The organism is Chryseobacterium pennae (assembly GCF_003385515.1).
Lineage (GTDB): Bacteria > Bacteroidota > Bacteroidia > Flavobacteriales > Weeksellaceae > Chryseobacterium > Chryseobacterium pennae.
Window position 1 is genome coordinate 148,551 of the sequence record NZ_QNVT01000002.1, and the last position, 22,894, is coordinate 171,444.

Here is a 22,894-nt window from a genome sequence, read left to right on the forward strand (position 1 = left end):
CCATATAAAGTTATACATTTTGGCATAATAAACATATATGATCTATGAAAATGTTTTCGTATTAGATATTATTTCTATTATAAACAATTATATGTAATAATTAATTCAAATATTCAAAAATGAACATGACCATTTTCAGGAATCGTTAATAGTGGAATTTCTAATTCTACAGCCTGTCTTGCGGCATGACTTCCCAAAAATAGTCTTTTGAAAAAACTTTTGTCATGATGGCCCATCACTAACATATCGATGTCTTTGGATTTTAATATTTCCAAGCCATAATCTATATTTTCACTATATATACAGTTATAGCAAATTTTACCATTAAGGTTCTTTAGAAACGCCTCTTTCTTATGTTCATAAGTGGCATCCTGGATCACATCATTATCACTCTGAATAATATGGGTAATTAAAAGCTCGGCATCAAAGTATTTGGCAAATTCAATTAATAATTGAGCAGTTTGTATGTCTTTTTTATTCAGATCTGTGGCAAAAGCGATCTTCTTGAGCCCATTATATTTATGGTTTAAAGGAACTAAAAGAAGCGGATACTTTGCGTTTTCAATCATCTGTATGCTGTTGCTTCCGAAAATAAAACGCGTAAGCATCCCTGCTCCCTGCATACCCATTACGATAAGAAGCGGCTTTTTATCGGCTGCCATATTGTTGATCACATGAACGGCATCACCGCCATCACATGCATAATGTATTGCAGGATGAAATGGAAAAGCCTCATTACCCCATAAAACGTTCCCCCTCTTTTCCAGCATTTTAACCAACTTTTTAAGTTCTTTTGTATTTTCTTCATGTAAATCTGGGTATTCATATGGTGACCAAACAGTCTGCCCAAGCATCGGACTTTCAACCGGTAATCCAAAAGCGTGACACAAATCGATATTGGATTTCAAGGCATTAGCCAAATGCAGTGCATAAAAAGAAGCATTTCGCGCTGGTTTTGAGTAGTCTGTAGCGACTAAAATCGTTCTCATAATCTGATTATTTATTTTGGTTAAACATATTTTCTAATGAATCATCTAAATGGTAAATATCTTTATATAATACAGGCTTTCCATGTATTATAAGACAGGTCAGATAGGTTATAATAATCGGAACAGGCTGCTTTAGAACGAAATCTTTTCTTTTATACTCTGACATTGCACTTTCTAAAACAGGAATCTTGCTTTCTGAGCCATCGTCTTTTAATAGGAGAGCTGCGAGCTCTTTAGCATTTTCAACACGAATGCACCCGTGACTCAAAGCTCTATCATCTTTACTAAATAATTGTTTCTGAGAAGTATCATGGAGGTATATCCCATAAGAGTTTTCAAATCTAAAAACTACCGCTCCCAATGCATTATCACAACCGGGTGACTGCCTTACACTATATCGGGAAGGGTTTTGACGGATCTCTTTTAGTTTTGATGAACTTATTTCAACTTGATTTCCATTTTTATCATAAACTGAATAATGATGGTCCTCTAAATATTGAGGGCTTTTTAAGATTTTAGGCAGCATTTCTTTTACAAAAATACTTTGAGGAACCTTCCAGTCAGGCGCTGTCGTAAAATAAGTAATACTGCTCCTCAAAACTGGTGTTTTAGTGGCTGGATTTCCTATAATCACTTTGAAATCAAACACATTATCCCCGTGATAAAGTTTCAATGTATAGGAAGGAATATTTACCAGAATATAGGAAGTATCATTGGTATCAATCCATCGTAAGCGCTCCATATTGATCATGATTTTTTCAGATTCCCTTTGTGGCGCTATACAGTCATCTTCTTCATACAGTGTATTTAAATAGTTCTGGAAGTCCGTATATTCTTTTATTTTAGGCTGAACCTCAAGGATTGTCTTAAGAAAATCTGGCTGCTGTCTTGCATTCAACAATATATCGCCAGATCGAAAACCATTAATATCATTGGAATCAATATATGATGATTTGTACAAAGGGTTGTATTTTCCTAAATGCAAATGATTGATGAAAGTGATAAGAGCATCCGTCATCAGAATATCGAACTCAGCTTTTCCCCTTTGATTCTCTTCAACTGGAGTATCTCGCAACTTTCTTAATTTCTGAAGAGAAATGGTATCCCAATGATAATCAGACAAAGACAAACCAAATCGAGAGGAATACTCCAAGAGTAACATTGCAGTTTCAGGCTGGTCTGATTTTTCTACAGTAATCCACGCATATTCAGAATTAATTCCGGCATAAAACCTAATAACCGATTGGGGAAAATGCAGTTTTGAGAGTGTACCATTGTCTTTTAGTAAAGAAGAAATCTCCTGCGCTGTTTTCTTATCCTGAGCTTGCGTAAATATTGCAAAGCAAAAAATAATGGTGAATGTTAAAAGGGTTTTCATAATCTGAAGTTTATACAACAAATTTCCTAATTACTGTACTGTGAAATAATGACTGCCATCACTAAAAAAAATGATATCGCTATACTTTCATCTATTTTTTATCAAAGCTCGCTAAATGCTTATTATAAGAAATTCGATTTAAAATTTTATGCGCTTAAAAGATTGAATTGTTGAAATGATTAGCATCATTTTTCGCAGTGATACCTGTCATATTATTTTTCATGCTGGTTAGTTACCTTTGAGATGGATTAACAACCATGGCTGTGAAAAAAAATACAATATAGGAAGAATCCGGCCGTATTGCCAAGAAAACTCTGGGTATATGGAATGTAAAAAATGAACTGGAAGTTAATTATGAATATTATTTTTTATTAATCCTGGATTTAATCTTTGACCTGCGCGAAATAACTTTTCCTACAGGTCAATTATCAGTTCTATATAGATTACCATAAAAAAATCATCAAAATCAATTCATTAAATACCGTTGAACTTATGAAAAAGTTAGAAAATAAAGTTGCCATCATAACCGGTGGTTCTGGAAGCATAGGAAAAATTACAGCTAAACTCTTTTTAGAAGAGGGAGCAAAAGTAATGCTGGTAGATCTTTCTGAAAATTCTCTAGAAGAAGCTGTTCAAGAACTCAACAGCGAACATATAAAATATTGTGTTGCAGATGTCTCAAATGCAGCTGAAGTTGAATACTATGTTGCTGAGACCGTAAAATTATTTGGAAAAATAGATGTGTTTTTCAACAATGCAGGTATTGAAGGGGTTGTAAAGCCAATTGAGCATTATCCCGAAGATATTTTTGATAAAATCATATCCGTCAATGTCAAAGGTGTATGGCTGGGTAATAAATATGTTTTGCCCCAGATGAACGATGGTGGAAGCATCATTATAACTTCATCTGTGGCTGGAATATTGGGGTTTGCAGGGTTAAGCGCCTATGTCACCAGCAAACATGCTGTAGTTGGCATTATGAGAACTACGGCCCTTGAAGCATCTTCGCGAAAAATCAGAGTAAATACAATTCATCCTTCTCCTGTAAATAACAGGATGATGCGTTCTATAGAAGAGAGCTCTTCTGCTGGACACGGTGATGAAATCAGAAAACAATTTGAGGCAGCAATACCGCTGGGACGATATGCGGAACCTATTGAAATTGCAAAACTGGTTTTATTTCTTGCAAGCGAAGACAGCCAGTTCATTACAGGGACAACTCAGATTATTGACGGCGGAATGTCCGCTGAATAGTTATATATATTCTCTGCAGTATAAAAAACAGTAAAATCAATTAAAAATGAAAATACAGATAGGAATAGCAAACAATCATCGTCAGGCAATCGCTGATCAACTTATAAAAATATTAGCAGATGAAAACGTTTTGTATATAAAAACTAAAAATGCCCATTGGAATGTGGAAGGAGCTGACTATCATGACAAACATACTTTTTTTGAAACTCAATCCAAACAATTGGATGATATTATCAACAGTATTGCAGAAAGAATACGTTCTCTCGGTCAGTATGTTCCGGCAACTCTACAATCGTATTTAAGTTCAACACATTTTACAGAACAAAATGGGGAGAGACATAACAGTCAGGCTTTTATTACAGAATTGTTACAAGATCATGAAAGTCTTATTCTTAGACTTTGTGAATATACCATGAGCTGTAAGGATGACCTACACGACGTAGCAACAAGTCATTTTATAACGCGTCTCTTAGAAATACATCAGAAAATGGCTTGGCCTTTACGTTCATATATCATAGAATAAATTAGCCGATAAAAATTGGATCTAAATGTGATATATCTTTTTTGACTAACAGTTATTTCCATATTTCATAAAATAAATGTTGTGCATTTTCCTTAGTAAAAAGTCCTGTTCCTTGGGTCATTGTAGTGGCAGATCCACAAGCAATTCCCATGGAAAGGACTTCTTTACAATCACCCCCTTTTACCAAAACTGAAACCATTCCTGCAACCATGCTGTCTCCGGCACCAACAGTGCTTTTCACTTCTACAACCGGTGCCGTGATCTTAATTTTTTCACTTTCTGAAAATAAGACAGCTCCCTGAGAGCCCAACGATACTACCATAATCTCAGCTTTACCCTGTGAAATAATAAGCCGGGCAGCTTGATCTATATCATTTTCTTCCAGTTTTTCTTTTCCCACTAAAAAGGCAAGTTCTCCAATATTAGGTTTTAATAAAAATACTCCTTCTTCTACCGCTGTTTTCAGAGCTTCTCCTGATGTATCGATAATTACCTTAGTTCCCATTGCCTTATAGATATTAACAAGTCTTCTTAGAAAATTCGGATTTGTGCCTGGTGGTAAACTACCGCTGATGACGACAAAATCCGGACAGGGATTTACGGTAGGCAAAATGCTTAGAATTTCTTTTTGCTGTTCCTGCGTCAGCTCTTCTCCGGGAAATCCAAATCGATACTGTTTGTTGGTGAAGATATCCAAAACAATGAAATTTTCCCGCGTTTCTGAAGTAATATGGAAAGGGAATATATTCAGCTCCTCGCCCTTAAGCAACTTTTCAAGCAGTCTGCCGGTCCTTCCCCCTGAAGTAAAAAAAATATCTGAGACTACTCCCAATCTTTTTAAGGCTCTCGATACATTAACTCCGCCCCCACCCGGTTCATATATAGGAGAATTACAACGCAATTTCTTTTCGGGAACGACGCTTTGAACACTGCTGCTTTTGTCTACTGATGGATTCAGTGTTATTGTTAAAATAGTTTTGTCCATTTTTATTATTCTTTAAGCTATACGCGTACATAGCTATCCAAATTTCAATAATAAAATACACACCACCAAACATTTATCCTGATTAACATCATAATTGATTGTGATATTGGTCATCTTATATTCTGCGAAGTTGCTGGAACTTTGAAGTATAAAATCGTATAACAAATGAAAACAAATGCAGAATTACAAAAAGATGTTCAGGATGCCATTCAATGGGAACCTTTGCTGTATTCAACAGAAATTGGTGTTGTTGTAAATAACGGAATTGTTTCCCTTACAGGTAATGTAGACAGTTATGCAAAAAAGCTGCAGGCTGAACATGCCGCAAAAAATATTACGGGGGTAAGGGTTTTGGTGGACGATATTAAAGTAAAATTACCGGACCCCCGGTCAAAAACTGATGTAGAAATTGCCGGTGAAATTATTGCCGCATTTAAAGCAAACTCATTTATTCCCGAAGAAAAAATAACAGTAAAAGTAGAAAATGGTTGGGTAGATTTAGATGGTGAAGTGTCCTGGGAGTATTTAAGGGATATTACAGAAAATGCAGTAAAGTATCTTCCCGGCGTTAAAGGTATTTATAATAACATTATTATCAACCCGGAAGTTCAGAACACTGTTGAAAAAAGTGATATTGAAAAGGCTCTGGACAGAAGCTCAATTGATAATAGCGAAATCAACGTATCAGTATCCGGAACAACGGTTACATTAACCGGGACGGTACACACCTGGCATCAAAAGGAGGAAGCAGAGCGTATCGTATGGAAAACGCCTGGTATACAAGACGTAAAAAATGAGTTAGCAGTAGATTATGAGTATGACCTATAATTCACAAATACCTTATTACACCTAAGTATTGTGGGCGGTCAATTCTTATCCATCAGTTAACAGGTATATAGTCACTCTGCACATGAAATATGCATTACCGTAAACATCATGGAAACCTATTTAAAAAAAAATCTTAGTATTGTAGGCAATATAGCTTCATTCTCCAGCCGGTTTTTTAAAGAAATTTTCAAACCGGGCTTTGAGTTTAAAGAGTTTACCCGACAGTGTTTTGTTGTTGGTTATCAATCATTGGCATTAGTGACCATCACAGGCTTTATCATGGGACTGGTACTCACCATACAGTCGCGTCCGGCTATGGCAAGATTCGGAGCCGAGTCTATGATACCTGGTATGGTATCACTTTCATTAATAAGGGAGATTGCCCCAGTTATTACGGCATTAATTTGTGCTGGAAGAGTTTCATCAGGAATTGGAGCCGAACTGGGCTCTATGAAAGTAACGGAACAAATTGATGCAATGGAAGTTTCAGCGATTAACCCCTATCGGTATCTGGTGGTGACCAGAACCCTCGCTACAACACTAATGATTCCTATTTTAGTACTATATGCCGATCTGATCGGAATCATGGGCGGTTTTATCGGGATTAATATGCACAGCGAAAGCAATGTAGAACATTATTTTTCTAACATATTTGAATCTCTGGAATACACTGATATTTTACCGGCTATTATCAAAACCTTTTTCTTTGGTTTTTTTATCGGGATTATTGGCTGTTATGAGGGGTTTAATGCTTCAGGAGGAACAAAAAGTGTGGGAAAAGCGGCAAATTCTGCTGTAGTGATTGCCTCGCTGATGATTTTTATTATTGACCTGGTAGCCGTACAGGTAACCGATTTATTTTTTGAATTGTGATGGAAAATAAGAAAAACTTTATAACCCAATGTATAAAATTGCCAACCAGCGATGAACCATTGATAGAGTTTAAAAATGTTTACAAATCTTATGGTAATAATAAGGTGTTGAACGGCATTAACTTTACCGTTAAAAAAGGAGAAAATTTGGTCATATTGGGAAAGTCAGGTTCAGGGAAGTCCGTTGCTGTTAAATGCCTTGTCGGCCTTACTAAAGTGGATAAAGGGGAAATATTTATATCAGGAAAAGATATAACAAAATTGGATGAGGAAGAACTCAACCGGATTCGGATGAAGATTGGCTTTCTGTTTCAAAACGGAGCTTTATATGATTCTATGACAGTCAGACAGAATTTAGTCTTTACATTACAGCACAATAATAAAAACCTTACTGAACAGGAAACGGAATCTGCTGTTAAAGAAGCATTACAAAACGTAGGACTGGAAGAAGCTATTGATCAATTGCCGGCAGAGCTGTCCGGAGGAATGAGAAAAAGAATAGGACTGGCAAGAGCATTAATCATTAAACCGGAAATTATCATTTATGATGAACCAACCGGAGGTTTAGATACCATCACAGCCCGTGAAATCATTGAGCTCATCCGAAATATCGGACTAAAATACAATACCTCATCCATTATCATAACACACGATTTAACCTGTGCAAAATATACCGGTGACAGAGTCATCGTCCTGAAGGACGGTCTAATTAAAGCTGAAGGCAGCTATAAAGACATAGAAAATAACGCCGATGATTGGGTAAAATCTTTTTTTGAAAAATAAATAAAGCCATGAACAATAAATCGTCAAACAACTGGAAATTAGGAATTTTTGTTGTAGCAGGCATCCTTCTTTTCATAATAGCCATCTACTTTATTGGTGTCAACAGAAATTTGTTTGGCTCTAATTTCGTTCAGAGTTCAGAGTTTAAGAATGTCAGCGGATTAAAACAGGGCAGTAATGTCCGTCTTTCCGGTATTAATATAGGAACGGTCAACAATATAGATTTTATTTCAGATTCATTGGTTCTGGTCAAGTTGTTAATCAGAAAAGATGTACAAAAATACATTAAAACCGATGCGGTTGCCAGTATAGCATCAGACGGATTAATGGGTGACAAAATTCTTATTATTTCGCCCGGCACCTCCTCCACTATCATGGTAAAGGATAATGATATGATTGCTTCTTATAAAACCATTGAAATAGATGATCTATTCTCAAGTATAAAACAAAGCGCCGACAACGCCAAAGCAATTACTGATGAGCTTGTCGAGTTCAGTACTAACATGAATAACAAGAATAGTTTATTAACAAAAATAATGACTAATAAAGATTTTGCTGCGAGAATAGACAGAACCATAGAAAATCTAGAGATAAGCTCTCAGGAACTGGCAAAATTCACCCCTATACTAAATAATAAAAACGGAACGGTGGCAAAAATATTTACTGATAAGAAATGGTCCGATAATATTGAAACCAGCATTTCTAATCTACAGAACAGCTCCCGTGAAATCAATATGTTTACTACAAAACTCAATGATAAAAATAATGTGCTTTCTCAGCTGCTAGCTTCCAATGATACTTTGGCTCTTTCAATAGAAAAGACAGTCCGTAACCTTGAAAAAAGCTCTGATGATCTCATACAATTTACTTCAAAATTAAATAATGATGAGAATGTATTATCGAAACTTACTGACAATCCTAAACTAGGGAAGTCTGTAGACTCCACTATCACAAATATTGAAAAAGGTGTTGGTGAGTTGAGAGAAATAGAAGCCGCCGCTAAGAATAACTTTTTGTTAAGAGGTTATTTTAATAAAAAGAAGAAAGAAGCTGAAAAAGAAAAAAGATGATTGCTGCCTAATCCATTCAAAAGGTATGATTCATTTAGCCTTACATAATGCCAACGTACTATTAAGATATACAAAAAAGAACCCAGTTAAATATTTTTTATTTTGGGTTTAATTTCTTTGATATACATCATTAAACTTTCTTCAATACAAGTGAAAGCTTCTTTCTTATTTTTGAAACCAAATACCTGTACTGTTTTCCTTTCTAATTTTTTATATTCTTCAAAAAAATTCTGAATCTCATTAATGGTATAAGCGGGCAGGTCTTCAATATCATGAATATGCAGCAGAGAAGAATCATTTTCAGCCACTGCTATTATTTTATGATCTTTTTTATCTTCGTCTGTCATCTCCATTATTCCTATCACCCTCGCATTAACCAGAGTAAGGGGAACGAGGCTTTCCGAACATAACACAAGAATATCCAGCGGATCTCCGTCACTGTAATAGGTCTGTGGTATGATCCCATAATTGGCAGGATAATACATGGAAGATAAAAGAATCCTATCCAATCTTATTAATCCTGAAGGTTTGTCTATTTCATATTTTGTGTGGCTGCCAGTAGGGATTTCAATAACTGCTGTAACTATTTGTGGCAGATGCTCTCCTGGTGAAACATCATGCCACGGATGTTGGTTTCCTATCATTATTTTAGTATTAATTATTTATTTCTATTATTCTTAATTTATCCCTGTAAGTTTCAAGAATATAGTATTTCTAAGAATTGGTAGTATCACTATGCTTTTGCTTTTCTTATTCTTCTTACATACTTATAGATCTCAAACCATAAAACAGAAACCGCTGCGATGAAAACAGTGAATCCCAATTCACCTATATTAAGTGCTGTTACCTTAAAGAATAGAGAGACAGGCTTTACGTATAATATTGCAAAAAGCAATCCCAGAACTAAGGCAGAAATACCAATAAGCAAGGGATTACGGTTTCTGAAACTTTCCAACACACTATAAAAGAATGATCTGTTAACAAAACTCAGTAATATATTGGCAAAGATCAATGTACTGAATACCATTGCCCTTGTCTTGGTTTCATCCCCTCCATTCTGAACTGTAAACTGATATACAAATAAAACTCCGAGGGTTATCACGCCCCCCTGAATCAAGCTGATTCCCAACTCACTCAAACTTAAAAAAGTATTTCCGATGGCTCGTGGCGGCTGTTTCATTGTGTTTTTTTCCATGGGCTCATTCTCATAAACAATAGAACAAGTCGGCCCCATTACTAATTCAAGGAAAATAACGTGAACCGGAGTAAATATGTGTGGAAATATCCATCCCAAAAACAGGGGCATAGAAACCGTCAGTATAATAGGAATATGAATTGAAATAATATACTGAACCGCCTTTTTAATATTGTTATAAATTCTCCTTCCTGCAGCAATTCCCACAATCAGTTTTTCTAAATCATCATTTGTAATAACCAATGCAGCAGCTGATTTAGCAATTTCGGTTCCTTTACTTCCCATTGCAACACCAATATGCGCCGCTTTTAAGGCAGGGCCATCATTAACACCATCTCCAAGCATAGCCACCACTTCGCCTTTCTTTTTCAGCGCATGTACTATTGCAAGTTTCGCATCCGGAAACATCCTGGTGAATAAAGTAGTCTTTTCTGAGATTTCCATTAATGCTTCTTCAGTATTACTCATTATTTCACTACCATTGATGGCAGGAGTAGTGTTGATAATTCCTGCCTGTATTGCAATTGCTTTGGTTGTATCTTCATTATCTCCCGTTATAACCTTTACCTTAATACCGGCATCATAAATCTCTTGAAATACTTTATGAATTCCTTGTTTGGGAGGGTCATAAAATACCGTAAGTCCTAGAAATTCAAATACAAAATCCTGCTGTCTTTGAGGAAAATTGTTTCCTTCAAAATGTGACTTCGCAACTCCCAAAACACGGTAACCTTGCTGTCCAAATGTTTTTATAATATCCCTTATCTTTTCTTTTTCTGTCTCTGGAAGGCGGGAAACATTCAAAATTGCTTCCGGAGCTCCTTTTGCTGCAATAATTCTATCTTTATTTGCATTCTCAAAAAGATGAGTCATCATGGGTGGCTTGCCTTCAAGCGGATATTCATGAAACATCTTATATTCTTTCCTTGCATCATTTTTTTGAGTCTGCTGATAGGTGTTATGCAGAGTAATTTCCATGGGATCAAAAGGGACAGGTTCACTACTCCACATTGCATAATCAATAAGTTCTTTCAAATTTTCAACATTAAATTCTTTTTCTCCATAAGTCCTTCCTGATTGGTAATCGTACAAATGTTTCAAGTGCATTGAATTTTCTGTAATGGTTCCTGTTTTATCAGTGCAGATGATGGTAGTACTTCCTAAAGTTTCTACAATACTGCTCCGCTTAATGATAATTCCCTCACGCATGAGCTTCCATGCTCCCAACGCCATAAAGGTTGTAAATGCTACAGGAATTTCCTCAGGCAATACAGACATTGCCAGTGTTAATCCACTAAGAAGACTCGTTATGAGGTCTCCGGTTTTAATATAACTGAAGATACAAACCATAAGAAAAATAATGATCCCAATAACAGCCATCCATTTTACAAACTTTCGGATCTGGATCTGTAACGGTGATATTTCTTCTTTTATATTCAATATAGATTCTCCAATTTTTCCTACGCGCGTTTCTGAGCCTATTTTTTCAACTTTAAAAACTGCCAAACCTGAAACTGTAGCCGTACCGCTATATACAAGATTGTCCTCGGATTTACTATCCTTAAAAACTGAAAAACTTTCACCCGTAAGAGATGATTCATTCACAGAGAAATCATTGCTGTGCACAATCATTCCATCAGCATTTATATTTTTCCCTTCTTCAGTAACACATAAATCACCTACAACAATTTCATGGGTTGGAATTTCTACTATTTGCGAGTTTCTGATGACCTTACTTAAAGGTTCGTTCAGTTTCTCAAGTTCCTCCAAAGCTTTTTTACTGCGATTATCCTGATAAAAAGAAACAGCAGTTACTGCCACAATAGCCACAAACATAAAAGCAGCCTCGCCATAATCTCCCACAATCACATAAATGACCGAAATAATGATAAGCAAGATTAGCATAGGTTCTTTTAAAATATCAACGACCAGATCAAACCACGTATTTTTATGGATTCCCTCCAAACGATTATATCCATTTCGTTGCCGGGAAGCTGCCACTTCATCATGTGTAAGACCTTCGGGTATATTGTAAGACATAACAAATAAATAGGTTATCTAAAAATAAGCAATTATTATATACAAATTCAATTTCTCTGCTTGACCATTATCAGGTTTCAGCGTGATGCATATCATAGCGTTTTTTCCAAAGTTTCTGGAATTTTGATTGATAAATTACGTTATCATGAAGACAAATACAGAATTACAAAAAAATGTTCAGGATGCCATTAAAAGAGAGCCATTATTGCATGCAGCAGAAATAGGGGTAACTGCAAAAGACGGTGTCGTTGCCCTTACTGGAGTAGTTGATCATTATGCAAAAAAAATAGAAGCCGAGAATGCTGCAAAAAAAGTTATTGGAGTAAAAGTTTTAGTGGAAAACATTATCGTTAAATCTCAAGATTCCTTATCAATAACTGATGATGAAATTGCCACAGAGATTTTAAAAACTTTTAAATCCAATGCATTGATTCCAGAAAACAAAATAAAAGTAATTGTAGAAAATGGTCAGGTGACTTTAGAAGGTGACTTGCAATGGGATTATCAACGGGAAATTACACAAAATGCAATCCGGTATCTTTCAGGTGTAAAAGGGGTAATCAATCATATTAAAATCATATCAGATATAATCGATGATATTAAACAAAAAGATATTGAGCACGCAATGAACATGAACTGGGCACTTTATAATAATGATATTCACATTCAAGTATCCGGCGCTACAGTGATTTTAACAGGAACAGTAAATTCATGGCATCAAAAAGAAGAAGCCGGCCGTATTGCATGGAAAACTCCAGGGGTAAAACATGTAGATAATAGGCTATTGGTAGATTATGAATATTCAAACAATAGTTTATCGTCCTAATTGTAAGCTTCAGCTCAATCTTTTGTCATATCATGTAGAAGCAAAGATTATTGGTCATCATATTACTTACATCCAAAACTATCCTGCTTCATTGAGAAATTACAGTATTATAATTATATTATACGGTGTGGCAACAATTGCTCCACCGTTTTTTTTCCAACTAAAAAGAATGCACTTTTTTGGTGTAGCCATTTTGGTTTCTTATATAGTTTCAGAGATCTTTTACGATCATTACATACTCTCTGTTTGGTGTTTTTTCGCAGCGATCATAAGCATGCCTGTTTATATAGTTAAATAGATAAAAAGCAAAGAGAGTATCCTGAAATTTATGTCAAATAAGAATAATTTAGCTATAGTAGAAAAGATGAAGAAATACAAGCTCGGAACATTAGGCATGGTATTTTAAATTTATTAAAAATGGATTTCCCCAACTTTTCAAGAGATCACTATATTTCTTGAACTGAACATTTACAGATGTCTTTTCATTTCCATTTATTTTGCTCAATATTATTCATTTCATGATCAGCAGCCATTCAAATTCAAACATAACCAAATAGCGCCACTTGAAGCCAAGTAGCGCTATTTTTTAATAAATATTGATAAAGGTTTAATCTTGAAAATCCTAACAAGAAAAAGATGCTATTTAAATCTTAAATTCAGGGAAATAATATCAGACTTCATCCCAACAGATTTCGTGTAATGTCCGTATCTGATTTCAAGCATATTCAGCCTTTCTATCCCAAATAAACCGTTCTTCGGACTGATTCTGATCCCTGCTCCATAAAAATTACTGCTGAATTTTGAAAGATCATAATTACTGGTATAATAATCATCAAAAGCCGTATGCTGCTGATAAGGGGCAAAATATTTAGCCGCAGTCTGAGAATAATATCTGTAAAACGGACTTACCGAAATAAAAGGTGAAATTTTCACGGGCGTTTCCAGGCTAATTGTATTTGATTTTAATCCCCAATCGTCGGTATAATAACGGTAATATGCTCTCAGAATCACTTTGTCTCCAAGAAAATAATTCGCTCTTACGCCCAAAGGAATTTTAAACCGTTTATCCGGCAAAGCTTCCTGATGAACTGAATTATCATTGAAATAAACTCTGTGGAAAGGCAAACTCAAATATCCTGTCTGCTGAACACCATCCGCCAAAAATTCAACCTGAAAGTTCTGATTGATGATTTGTGAATAGGAAAGAGAAAGTGCAAAAGTATTTCTTCCACTGGTTCCATAACTTTCGTGTTCACCTCCGGTGCTTCCGTTTGTCCTGAGCTCAATCGGGGCAATCAGTTTTACCTGATCCAGATAAGCCTGGAATTTTGCAGCAAACTCTCCCATTCTGTTCTTGGTTTTTTGTGAAAACCCGATGTTTGCACCGTAAGATGCATAATCAAATTCAAAAGACGTAGAAACACCCGCCATTAAAGTCGTTCCTTTTTCGTTATTTTCACGACTCCAGCTTAATGCAGGATAAATCCTGTTGTCTGCGTGGGAAGCCGATGAATTGGCTTTCAGATCGATCATATCCGACGAAGCGGACGTATAATGATCAATACCAACACTGAAATCGAATTTATTTTTCCTGTCTTTCTTGTCGTATTTTACCATAGTTACGTCAATGGTATTGGAAATATCGGTTAGTTTTTCCGTACCGATTCCTCCCGTAACTGCAGAGTTGTTCCCGTTTTGTTTGTAATAGCTTGAAACTAAGTTAGCTTCATCAAAAGTTAGTTTTTTAGGCTGTTCATTGTTTGTGTTCTCCTGTGCTTTTGCGTTGAAAATTCCGAAAAGAGCAATAACACTTACGATCAATTTTTTCATTTTTAAATCACGATTAAATTTTACGATTACTCTTTTTAGTTACAGCCGCAACCACCGCCAACTTTTCCGGCATTGGCGCCCGAAGATCCTTCTCTGTACGATTGAAAGCTCAGTTCGGTTTTTTCAATTTTTCGGTTTCCGAGAGCCATTTCAGCGTCATTTAATTTATTTTTTTCGTACTCTTTTACGGTTGTACAAGACTGTACTGAAGCAACTGTGATCAGTAAGCAAGCTAATATTTTTATAAAGGTTTTCATTTTAAATTAATGTTTTGAGATGAATAAATTTTGTCCTGATCATCAATAATGATGCATTCCAGATGATTGATCTGGTTGATCATATTGAGCGCCGCATCAATTCCCATAATACTTACGGGAGTTGCCATTGCATCGGCAATTTCTGCATTGGGACAAAAAATCGTAACACTTTTTACACCCGAAACAGGCATCCCTGTTTTGGGATTAATGGTATGAGAATATTTTTTACCGTTGATAAAGACGAATTTTTCATAATTTCCCGAAGTTGCAACTGCCATATCTGCGATATTCATATACGAAAACGGCTGTTTGGCGTTATCTGGATCGGCAATTCCTACAGTCCAGGGCTTTCCGTCCGCCTGATTTCCCCAGGTCGTTAAATCACCCGAAGCATTCACAATTCCGGAAGTCACACCTCGGCTTTGAAGCATTTGTTTTGCCATTTCAGCAGCGTAGCCCTTTCCTATTCCTCCGAAACCGATCCGCATTCCTTTTTCTTTCAGGAAAACAGTTTGCTTTTTGCCGTCAAGAATAATATTCTGATAATTAACGAGTTTCAGATGATTTTTCATTAATTCAGGACTAGGAAGTTCTTTCATTTCACGGTCAAAATTCCAGAAACTTTTATCGATTCCGCCATAGGAAATATCGAAATATCCGTCTGTTATTTTGCTGATTCTCAAACTTCTTTCAATCAGATCAAAAATCTCCCCATCCACTTTTACAGGATTGATACCCGCATTTCTGTTGATGAGATTGGTCTGGCTTTCTTCACTGAAGGTCGTCAGAAGTTTTTCAATTCTCCGGATTTCGTCAATAGCTGCATCGATATGCTGATTTGCCGAATTTTCATCATCGCTTACAACGGTAATTTCAAAAGCGTTCCCCATTAATTTCTGAGGTCTTTTGAATTCTCTTAACATATACCTTTTATTTTTGATTTTCTTTGATACTTCTTATTTCTTTGCTGAAAGCCAATGCATTTTCCGAAGGAAGACCCTCCCAGCTTTTCAGGATTTTGCCTTCAGAATTTAGTAATAATGTGTAAGGAAATAATCCTTTTTGATTATACTGATCAGCAAGTGAAGCATTTTCTTTTTTCAGTTCTGAGGAAAGCTGATTTTTTTTGTTTCTTGGAAAATCTGCATTGATGTAAACGACTACATTTTCCGTTTCCAGCTTTTTAAATTCATCGGTTTCGATAATATTCCTATGGAGTTTTATACAGGGAATACACCAGTCTGAACCTGAAAAATTTAAAAGGATAAGCTCTTTATTTTGTGAGGCTTGTGTTTTGGCATTTTCCAAACGGTTTTGTGCATGAATGCCAACAGCGAATACAACCATTAAAATGGCTGAAAATAGTGTTTTCATTATTCTGAATTAATAATATAAATTAAGTAATTGACGATATTGATTTGTAGAAACTACAAATCATTTTTCTGCCCGAATTATGAACAAGCAGCCTTTGGCGGTTCCCAAACAGAATTCAGGAAACCTTTATAGCAAAGATCTTCATCTTTTGAAGGAATTTTATGATATTGTAAAGGACTGAAATGATATGTTGCTGTTTCAAAACTGAAGCCCGGATTAATTGTAAAAATCAATGACAAAGGTGCAGAATGAATGATAAACGGAAGTCTCTGATCTTTTCCATAATCTCCGTCTTTTACAGGGTGATCATAGTGTGTTCTCAAAAATGCCGTAAGCGTCATATCCGGATTCAATTCTTTATGCTCGATGTAATGCTCGATCAGTTCCGGGATTTTCAAAAGCTGATATAATTCGGTTGTGGAAACCAAATATAAAAATAACAACAAAATGGAAATCAACTTTTTCACTAATCAAAATTATGAAATATTTTATTACGAGTGATTTTTTTATTTTATTCTCAAATGTCTTTCCACCAACTTATAAATCACGCACTACAAAAACCAAAATATTAATAACAATCAATAACTCTTGATACACAAGTAGGAGTTACACTATTGTTCTTCAATCTGTTTTTTCAACTCTTTTACCCATTGCTCTATTTCTGACTTTTGGATATCAGACAACTTTGCATTCCGATGAACAATAGTATAAGATGTAAGCGGCATTTCACCCTCTCTGATGGTTTCTGCAACTTCATCAAGTTTCTTTAATTTTTTCTCTTTTGAATAGCTGTTAAATTCATCAAAATTGAAATGCCGTTTTCCTGAGTTCACATGATCTGCCAGCCACCATTTTACAGGCTGTATGTTATTGTACCACGGATAAGCTGTAGTGTTGGAATGACAGTCATAACAACTGGTTTTTAATAATCCCTGTACATGATCCGGAACCCGGTAATGTTTTTCAATAGTATTTTCCGAAGGAACCGTCGCTATATTTTTATCAGTATTAAAAAACTGAATCGCAATCAGAAACAGGACTGTAAATCCTATTCCTGTTTTTATTAAAGATGATGTTTTCATTATTTATCTATTTAAAAAGTTTAAACTCTGCCGTTTACTCGTCAGCAGCATTTTTAAGTTTCATAAGAAGTGTGTATGCATTCCTGATGACAATTTTTTTGTTCTTAAAATCGTCAGCATTCATGATCTGCACAAATCCGTTTTCTGTTTCACCTAATGTTACAGAAGTCAATCGGTAGGTTTGCCTTTTTTCTTCTACGAACACAAAGTCTTTTCCTTCAAAATTGATAATACTCTCTTCAGGAACTGCATTGGAAAAAGAAGTACTGGTCTCTATATCAGCATTCATATACATTCCCGGTACAAGGCTCTGATCATATTTTTCAAAATGACAGTGTACTTCAGCCCATCCGCCTGGGCTCACATCTTTGCTGATCAGTAGGATTTCACCATAGTATTTTTTATCAGGCTCAGTATTGGTATACGCAGCAAACCTCTGCCCCTTCTTCAGATTCGCCAGATCTTTTTCATATACTTTAAGATTAAGATGAATATCATCCGGGTTGATAAGCTCAAAAAGGACATCGGATGGATTTACATATTTACCGATATTCACGTTGACCTTGCTTACAAAACCATTGATACTGCTGTAAACAGGTACACTTTTCTGAATACTTCCCGAATTCAGAGATTCAGGATTGATATTGATAAGACGGAGCTGCTGAGCCAGAGAGTTCATCAGGATTTTCTGGCTGTTCATTTCAGACTGAGCCTGCTGCATCACCTTATCGCTGGTAGCCTGACTTTGGTTAAGGGTTTTCTGACGGTTATAATCCAATTGGGCAAAATGATTTTTAGACTTTGCCATTAAATAATCCTGCTGGAGCTGAATAAACTGTGGATTTTCTATAACAGCAATCACCTGGCCTTTTGACACCGGTTTTCCTGGGAGCAGGCTGCTCGACTTCAGGTATCCGCCTAAAGGAATACTTACAGAAACCAGATTTTGTGGCGGTACATCTATCATTCCGTTAAGCTTTAAAACAGAGGATATCTTCTGTAAAGAAAGTACTGTTGTTGCTACAGGTGCATTTTTAAGCTGAGCATCGGTAAGCGTTACAACGTTTTCATCTTTGGAAGATCGTGCTGCGGGTTCCGGCTCCATTTTTCCATGGTCTTTACACTCATAAAACATGAGCAATCCCATTATTGACAGGGAATATGATATAATTTTAAATGTACGTTTCATTGTTATGAATTTAAAGTAAGGTATTCCAGCTCTATAGCACTCTGATTAAGTTTCCAGACCGCATCGGTGTAGCTGTTTTTTAAAGTAACCGCCTGATTGATCTGGATAACAAATTCAAGATAATTGATCTCACCGGCAAGAAACTGTTTTTTAGCTGTTTCAGTGATGATATCGGCGTTTTTCAATTCAGAACTCTCATATTGCGAAACAATGTCAAGGTTAGCCTGATAAATACCCGACGCCTTTCTGTACTGATTCTGCAGATTGAATTCCATATTGGCGATATCACCTTCTACAACAGATTCAGCTATTTTTGCGGCCTGTACTCTGGCTTTCTGCCCACCTGAAAAAACAGGAACCGAAACCCCAAGCTGCACAGAATGAAACTGTGGTGCACCGTTGTATACTTTATCATCTGCCCCCATCCCTCTGAAGCTGTTGAGGTTGTAGGCCAGCTGAAGTCCGGGAAGCATTTTTGCCTTTTCAAGCGCAATTTGCTGTTCAGAGATGTTTTTCTGCTGCTGTAGTACTTTGATTGCCGGATGTAAAGTGAGTTCTTCTTTAAGACCTCCGTTATAAATTTTCTGATCTTCCGGAAGAAAATCTGTTTCTGCATTTAAAAGCCACTGAAGCTGATATCCAAGCACAGAAAGCTCCTGCCGTAATTGCTTTAACTGAATTTCAATAGAAGATTTCTGATTGGAAGCCGTAGTTTTTTCCAGAATATTACTCTCACCTGCTTTCAGACGGATATTTGCCTTATCCAGAAAATCAGTATACAGCTTTAATGTTTCCAGAAGAAGCTTTTCTTTTTGTTTCCCATACAGAATATTATAAAAGGTAAGACTCACGGCTTTCTTCAGTTCATATTCTTTAAGAGAAACATTCAGCAGAGACTTTTTCCATTCTTCCGTGTATACATTCTTCTGCTTTTTATATACGGTTGGAAATGCTATATTCTGTGAAATTCCGAATTTCATATCCGTCAGAGCACTGTTGATCTGCCCATAATCTACTGTTACTCCCGTTTGAGGAATATCAGATGATGACCTGATAAGAGCTTTTGTATATTCTGACTTTAGTTTTTCATTTTTAAGATTTCTGTTATTTTTCAGAGCGATATCAACAGCTTCCTGCAGCGTAACGGGAGTCTGGGAGTTGACCAGCCCCACAAAACCGAAGCATACAAAAAATGCCAGAGCGGAAATCTGTTTTTTATTTTTTATTTCTTTCATTTTTTAAATCCTTTTTCAATAGTTACATACAATAATGGTAAGACAAATAAGGTAAGAAAAGTTGCAACCATAAGCCCTCCAATAACCACCGTTGCAAGAGGTCGCTGTACTTCTGCTCCCGCTCCGTTACTGACAGCCATCGGAATAAAGCCCAACGAAGCGACAAAAGCCGTCATCAGCACCGGTCGAAGCCTCGATTCTCCACCATCTGTAATGATTCTTACAATATTTTTAATTCCTTTCTTATGAAGACGGTTAAACTCTGAGATCAACACAATTCCGTTCAGTACTGCTACTCCGAAGAGAGCAATAAACCCCACTCCTGCACTGATGCTGAAAGGCATTCCTCTAAGCGCCATCAGAAATACACCGCCAATAATAGAAAGTGGAATCGCAGTATAAATCAGCAAGCTTTCTTTAACAGAATTAAAGGCCAGGAAAAGCATGACAAAAATAAGAGCCAGAGCAATGGGAACTGCTATCATGAGGCGCTGTTTGGCATTATTGAGATTTTCAAACGAACCTCCATACGTCATATAATATCCCGTAGGAAGTTTCATCTTCTGATCTACCTTATGCTGAAGTTCTTCTACAATACTCTGAACATCCCGGTCTTTTATATTAAAGCCTACTACAATTCTTCGTTGAGCATTTTCCCTCTGAATCTGATTGGGACCATTCTTCACTTCCACTTTAGCAAGCTGAGACAGCGGAATCTGATTTCCAAAAGGTGTGGGAACCAAAAGGTTTTTAATATCGGTAACATTTTTCCGGTCTTTGGTATCCAGGCGTACAACCATATCGAAGCGTTTCTCACCTTCAAAAACCAATCCAGTACTTTGTCCCGCAAATGCAGTATTGACCACCCGGTTGATGTCAGAAATGGATAAATGATACTGGGCAATCAGAGGACGGTTGTATTCGATAATTACCTGTGGCATTCCCGAAACAGGTTCTATATAGAGATTTTGGGTTCCTTCCACTGTTTCAATAATTTTCCCAAGCTTTTGGGCATTTTGTGAAAGAACATCAAGGTTCTCTCCAAAAATTTTGATTACCACATCCTGCCTTGCCCCGGTCATCAATTCATTAAAACGCATCTGAACGGGATATTGAAAACTGGCAGTAATTCCAGGTACATCCTGCAGCTGTTTACCCATCTTATCAGCCAGTTCCGGAAAAGTGGAAGCTGAGGTCCATTCTTTTTTATCCTTTAAAATAACCATCATATCAGAAGCATCCATCGGCATCGGATCAGTAGGGACTTCACCGCTTCCAATTTTTGTAACGACCTTTTCCACTTCCGGGAATCTGGATTTGAGAATATGTGCTGCCTTCTGGGTACTTTCAATCGTTGTTGTCAGATTGCTTCCGGGTAAAACCCTTGTATCTACAGCAAAATCGCCCTCTTCAAGAGAAGGAATAAATTCACCTCCCATTTTGGATAAGATTAAAACAGCGGTTATAAACAGGATTGCCACAACACCAAAAACTATTTTGGGTACTCTGAGAAGTTTAAGTAAAACTGTAAGATATATTTTCTCCACCTTTTTCATCATTCTGTCTGATAAAGTAGGTTTGTCACTTCTTTTTCTCAGCAATACCGCACTCATCATCGGAATATAGGTCAGTGAAAGCAAAAATGCTCCAAGCAGTGCAAAAGCTACGGTCTGGGCCATAGGCTTGAACATTTTTCCTTCAATTCCCTGTAAGGTAAGAATCGGAAGATAGACAATCAGAATGATGATCTGTCCGAAAACGGCGCTGTTCATCATTTTTCCTGCAGATTCTATAACCACAGTGTCCATTTCTGATTTTCCAACGGAGAATATCTTTTTAAACTTTGAATTATGACTGAACTGATGTAAGACAGATTCTACAATAATCACTGCTCCATCAATAATCAACCCGAAATCTAAGGCTCCAAGACTCATCAGGTTTCCACTGACTCCAAAGAGGTTCATCATACATATTGCAAAAAGCATAGCCAAAGGAATAACAGAGGCGACCAGCAAACCTGCTCTTATATTACCTAGAAATAAAACCAGTACAAAGACTACAATCAGGGCTCCTTCTGTAAGGTTTTTTTCTACTGTTCCAATGGCATTGTTTACCATTTTAGTTCTGTCCAGAAAAGGCTCTATCACCACTCCTTTCGGAAGTGTTTTCTGAACCTGGGCAATTTTTTCCTTTACATTTTTTATGACCTGATTACTGTTCTCACCTTTGAGCATCATTACTACAGCTCCTGACACTTCACCCTGGTCATTAAAGGTCATGGCTCCATAACGGGTTGCAAAGCCGGTTTTCACTTCCGCAATATCTCTTATAAATAACGGTACATCATTTGTTTTTGTAGCAATAGAAATATTTTTGATTTCTTCAATACTTCCTACTAATCCTTCACTCCTGATGTAGAGAACAGTGGGGCCTTTTTCGATATAAGCACCTCCAGTATTCTGATTATTGGCCTGTAATGCATCAAACACGTCATTGATTGTTATTCCATACGCATTAAGCCTGTCAGGGTTTACAGCAATTTCATATTGTTTCAGTTTGCCTCCAAAGCTGCTTACTTCCGCCACTCCTTTTACTCCCAGAAGCTGTCTTCTTACAATCCAGTCCTGAATGGTACGGAGTTCGGTGATATTGTATTTTTTTTCATATCCTTTTTCAGGTCTTACCACATATTGGAAAATTTCGCCAAGCCCTGTGGAAATAGGTCCGAGCTGAGGACTTCCTATTCCCTGTGGAATAATGGCCTGTATCTGCTGAAGCCTTTCGGCAACCTGCTGCCTTGCCCAATAGATGTCAACATCATCTTCAAAGACAATGGTAACCAGGGAAAGTCCAAACCTGGAGAAACTCCTGATTTCCTTTAATCCTGAAATATTATTGTTCGCCTGCTCTATAGGAAAGGTAACAAGACGTTCTATATCTGTTGCACCAAAAGATGGCGCAGTGGTAATAACCTGTACCTGATTGTTGGTAATATCCGGTACCGCATCTATCGGCAGTTTGGTAACCTGATAGGCGCCCACGCCAATAAGTCCCAATACCAACAATGCAATAATGAGTTTATTCTTTACAGAAAACTCAATGATTTTTGTAAGCATATAATGATTGATTAATCTTAATTATCGTGATAAAATTTCGATATTCTGACGCATAAATCAGCGCATCC

The 22,894-nt window shown here is 36.6% G+C and carries 20 protein-coding genes and 1 pseudogene; 8 read left to right on the forward strand and 13 right to left on the reverse strand.

The annotated features are described in order from the left end of the window. Positions 1-113 precede the first annotated feature (113 nt). Positions 114-989 (reverse strand): universal stress protein, encoded by an 876-nt coding sequence (locus tag DRF65_RS03225; RefSeq protein ID WP_115968812.1) that lies wholly within the window; start codon positions 987-989, stop codon positions 114-116. Between the two features lie 7 nt (positions 990-996). Next, entirely contained in the window at positions 997-2,367 is a 1,371-nt protein-coding gene (locus DRF65_RS03230; RefSeq protein ID WP_115968813.1) for a L,D-transpeptidase family protein, read from the reverse strand. A gap of 492 nt (positions 2,368-2,859) precedes the next feature. Between DRF65_RS03230 and DRF65_RS03240 the strand changes: the two genes are divergently transcribed. Together DRF65_RS03240 and DRF65_RS03245 are read left to right on the forward strand one after the other, a co-directional pair. Further along, a complete protein-coding gene (locus tag DRF65_RS03240) occupies positions 2,860-3,621 on the forward strand; it encodes an SDR family NAD(P)-dependent oxidoreductase (protein WP_115968814.1) in 762 nt (253 codons plus the stop codon). Between the two features lie 46 nt (positions 3,622-3,667). Then, positions 3,668-4,144: a Dps family protein gene (locus tag DRF65_RS03245; RefSeq protein ID WP_115968815.1), complete on the forward strand. Its 477-nt coding sequence runs from the start codon at positions 3,668-3,670 to the stop codon at positions 4,142-4,144. A 52-nt stretch (positions 4,145-4,196) separates the two neighbouring features. Here the strand turns inward: DRF65_RS03245 and DRF65_RS03250 are convergent, their stop codons facing one another. After that, positions 4,197-5,129: a 1-phosphofructokinase family hexose kinase gene (locus tag DRF65_RS03250; protein WP_115968816.1), complete on the reverse strand. Its 933-nt coding sequence runs from the start codon at positions 5,127-5,129 to the stop codon at positions 4,197-4,199. Positions 5,130-5,294: 165 nt separating this feature from the next. Here DRF65_RS03250 and DRF65_RS03255 point away from each other — a divergent pair, with 165 nt between their 5' ends. The 4 genes from DRF65_RS03255 (at position 5,295) to DRF65_RS03270 (ending at position 8,682) form a co-directional block, all read left to right on the forward strand. After that, positions 5,295-5,957 (forward strand): BON domain-containing protein, encoded by a 663-nt coding sequence (locus tag DRF65_RS03255; protein WP_115968817.1) that lies wholly within the window; start codon positions 5,295-5,297, stop codon positions 5,955-5,957. A gap of 108 nt (positions 5,958-6,065) precedes the next feature. Continuing rightward, positions 6,066-6,830 carry an MlaE family ABC transporter permease gene (locus tag DRF65_RS03260; protein WP_115968818.1) on the forward strand — a complete coding sequence of 255 codons (765 nt, stop codon included), beginning with the start codon at positions 6,066-6,068 and terminating at the stop codon, positions 6,828-6,830. Continuing rightward, positions 6,830-7,612, forward strand: a complete 783-nt coding sequence (locus DRF65_RS03265) for an ABC transporter ATP-binding protein (protein WP_115968819.1) — start codon at positions 6,830-6,832, stop codon at positions 7,610-7,612. Before DRF65_RS03260 ends, DRF65_RS03265 begins: the two co-directional genes overlap by 1 nt. A gap of 8 nt (positions 7,613-7,620) precedes the next feature. After that, positions 7,621-8,682 (forward strand): MlaD family protein, encoded by a 1,062-nt coding sequence (locus tag DRF65_RS03270; RefSeq protein ID WP_115968820.1) that lies wholly within the window; start codon positions 7,621-7,623, stop codon positions 8,680-8,682. A gap of 86 nt (positions 8,683-8,768) precedes the next feature. Here the strand turns inward: DRF65_RS03270 and DRF65_RS03275 are convergent, their stop codons facing one another. Both DRF65_RS03275 and DRF65_RS03280 read right to left on the reverse strand, forming a co-directional pair. Beyond that, positions 8,769-9,326 carry an inorganic diphosphatase gene (locus DRF65_RS03275; protein ID WP_115968821.1) on the reverse strand — a complete coding sequence of 186 codons (558 nt, stop codon included), beginning with the start codon at positions 9,324-9,326 and terminating at the stop codon, positions 8,769-8,771. 89 nt (positions 9,327-9,415) lie between these two features. Then, positions 9,416-11,917, reverse strand: coding sequence for a cation-translocating P-type ATPase (locus DRF65_RS03280; protein WP_115968822.1), 2,502 nt, complete (start codon positions 11,915-11,917; stop codon positions 9,416-9,418). 145 nt (positions 11,918-12,062) lie between these two features. Here DRF65_RS03280 and DRF65_RS03285 point away from each other — a divergent pair, with 145 nt between their 5' ends. Next, the gene (locus DRF65_RS03285) at positions 12,063-12,743 is read left to right on the forward strand and encodes a BON domain-containing protein (protein ID WP_115968823.1); all 681 of its coding nucleotides are present in this window, start codon (positions 12,063-12,065) and stop codon (positions 12,741-12,743) included. Next, a complete protein-coding gene (locus DRF65_RS29225) occupies positions 12,712-13,041 on the forward strand; it encodes a DUF6629 family protein (RefSeq protein WP_394337812.1) in 330 nt (109 codons plus the stop codon). The genes DRF65_RS03285 and DRF65_RS29225 overlap by 32 nt, the downstream gene beginning before the upstream one ends. 341 nt (positions 13,042-13,382) lie before the next feature. Here DRF65_RS29225 and DRF65_RS03290 read toward each other — a convergent pair whose 3' ends face one another. The 8 genes and pseudogenes from DRF65_RS03290 to DRF65_RS03325 all read right to left on the reverse strand — a co-directional run bounded on the left by DRF65_RS03290 (position 13,383) and on the right by DRF65_RS03325 (position 22,826). Next, a complete protein-coding gene (locus DRF65_RS03290) occupies positions 13,383-14,573 on the reverse strand; it encodes a DUF3570 domain-containing protein (RefSeq protein ID WP_115968824.1) in 1,191 nt (396 codons plus the stop codon). A 35-nt stretch (positions 14,574-14,608) separates the two neighbouring features. Next, positions 14,609-14,830 (reverse strand): DUF4266 domain-containing protein, encoded by a 222-nt coding sequence (locus DRF65_RS03295; RefSeq protein WP_115968825.1) that lies wholly within the window; start codon positions 14,828-14,830, stop codon positions 14,609-14,611. After that, positions 14,827-15,753, reverse strand: a complete 927-nt coding sequence (locus DRF65_RS03300) for an FAD:protein FMN transferase (protein WP_115968826.1) — start codon at positions 15,751-15,753, stop codon at positions 14,827-14,829. Before DRF65_RS03300 ends, DRF65_RS03295 begins: the two co-directional genes overlap by 4 nt. A gap of 7 nt (positions 15,754-15,760) precedes the next feature. Next, entirely contained in the window at positions 15,761-16,204 is a 444-nt protein-coding gene (locus DRF65_RS03305) for a thioredoxin family protein (RefSeq protein ID WP_115968827.1), read from the reverse strand. Between the two features lie 77 nt (positions 16,205-16,281). Next, positions 16,282-16,671, reverse strand: a complete 390-nt coding sequence (locus DRF65_RS03310) for a hypothetical protein (RefSeq protein ID WP_115968828.1) — start codon at positions 16,669-16,671, stop codon at positions 16,282-16,284. 144 nt (positions 16,672-16,815) lie between these two features. Further along, on the reverse strand, positions 16,816-17,286 hold the full coding sequence (locus DRF65_RS03315) for a heme-binding domain-containing protein (protein ID WP_115968829.1): 471 nt from the start codon (positions 17,284-17,286) through the stop codon (positions 16,816-16,818). A 34-nt stretch (positions 17,287-17,320) separates the two neighbouring features. Then, positions 17,321-18,475 (reverse strand): efflux RND transporter periplasmic adaptor subunit, encoded by a 1,155-nt coding sequence (locus DRF65_RS03320; RefSeq protein ID WP_115968830.1) that lies wholly within the window; start codon positions 18,473-18,475, stop codon positions 17,321-17,323. Positions 18,476-18,477: 2 nt separating this feature from the next. After that, positions 18,478-22,826 (reverse strand): annotated as a pseudogene (locus DRF65_RS03325) (CusA/CzcA family heavy metal efflux RND transporter). Between the last annotated feature and the right edge of the window lie 68 nt (positions 22,827-22,894).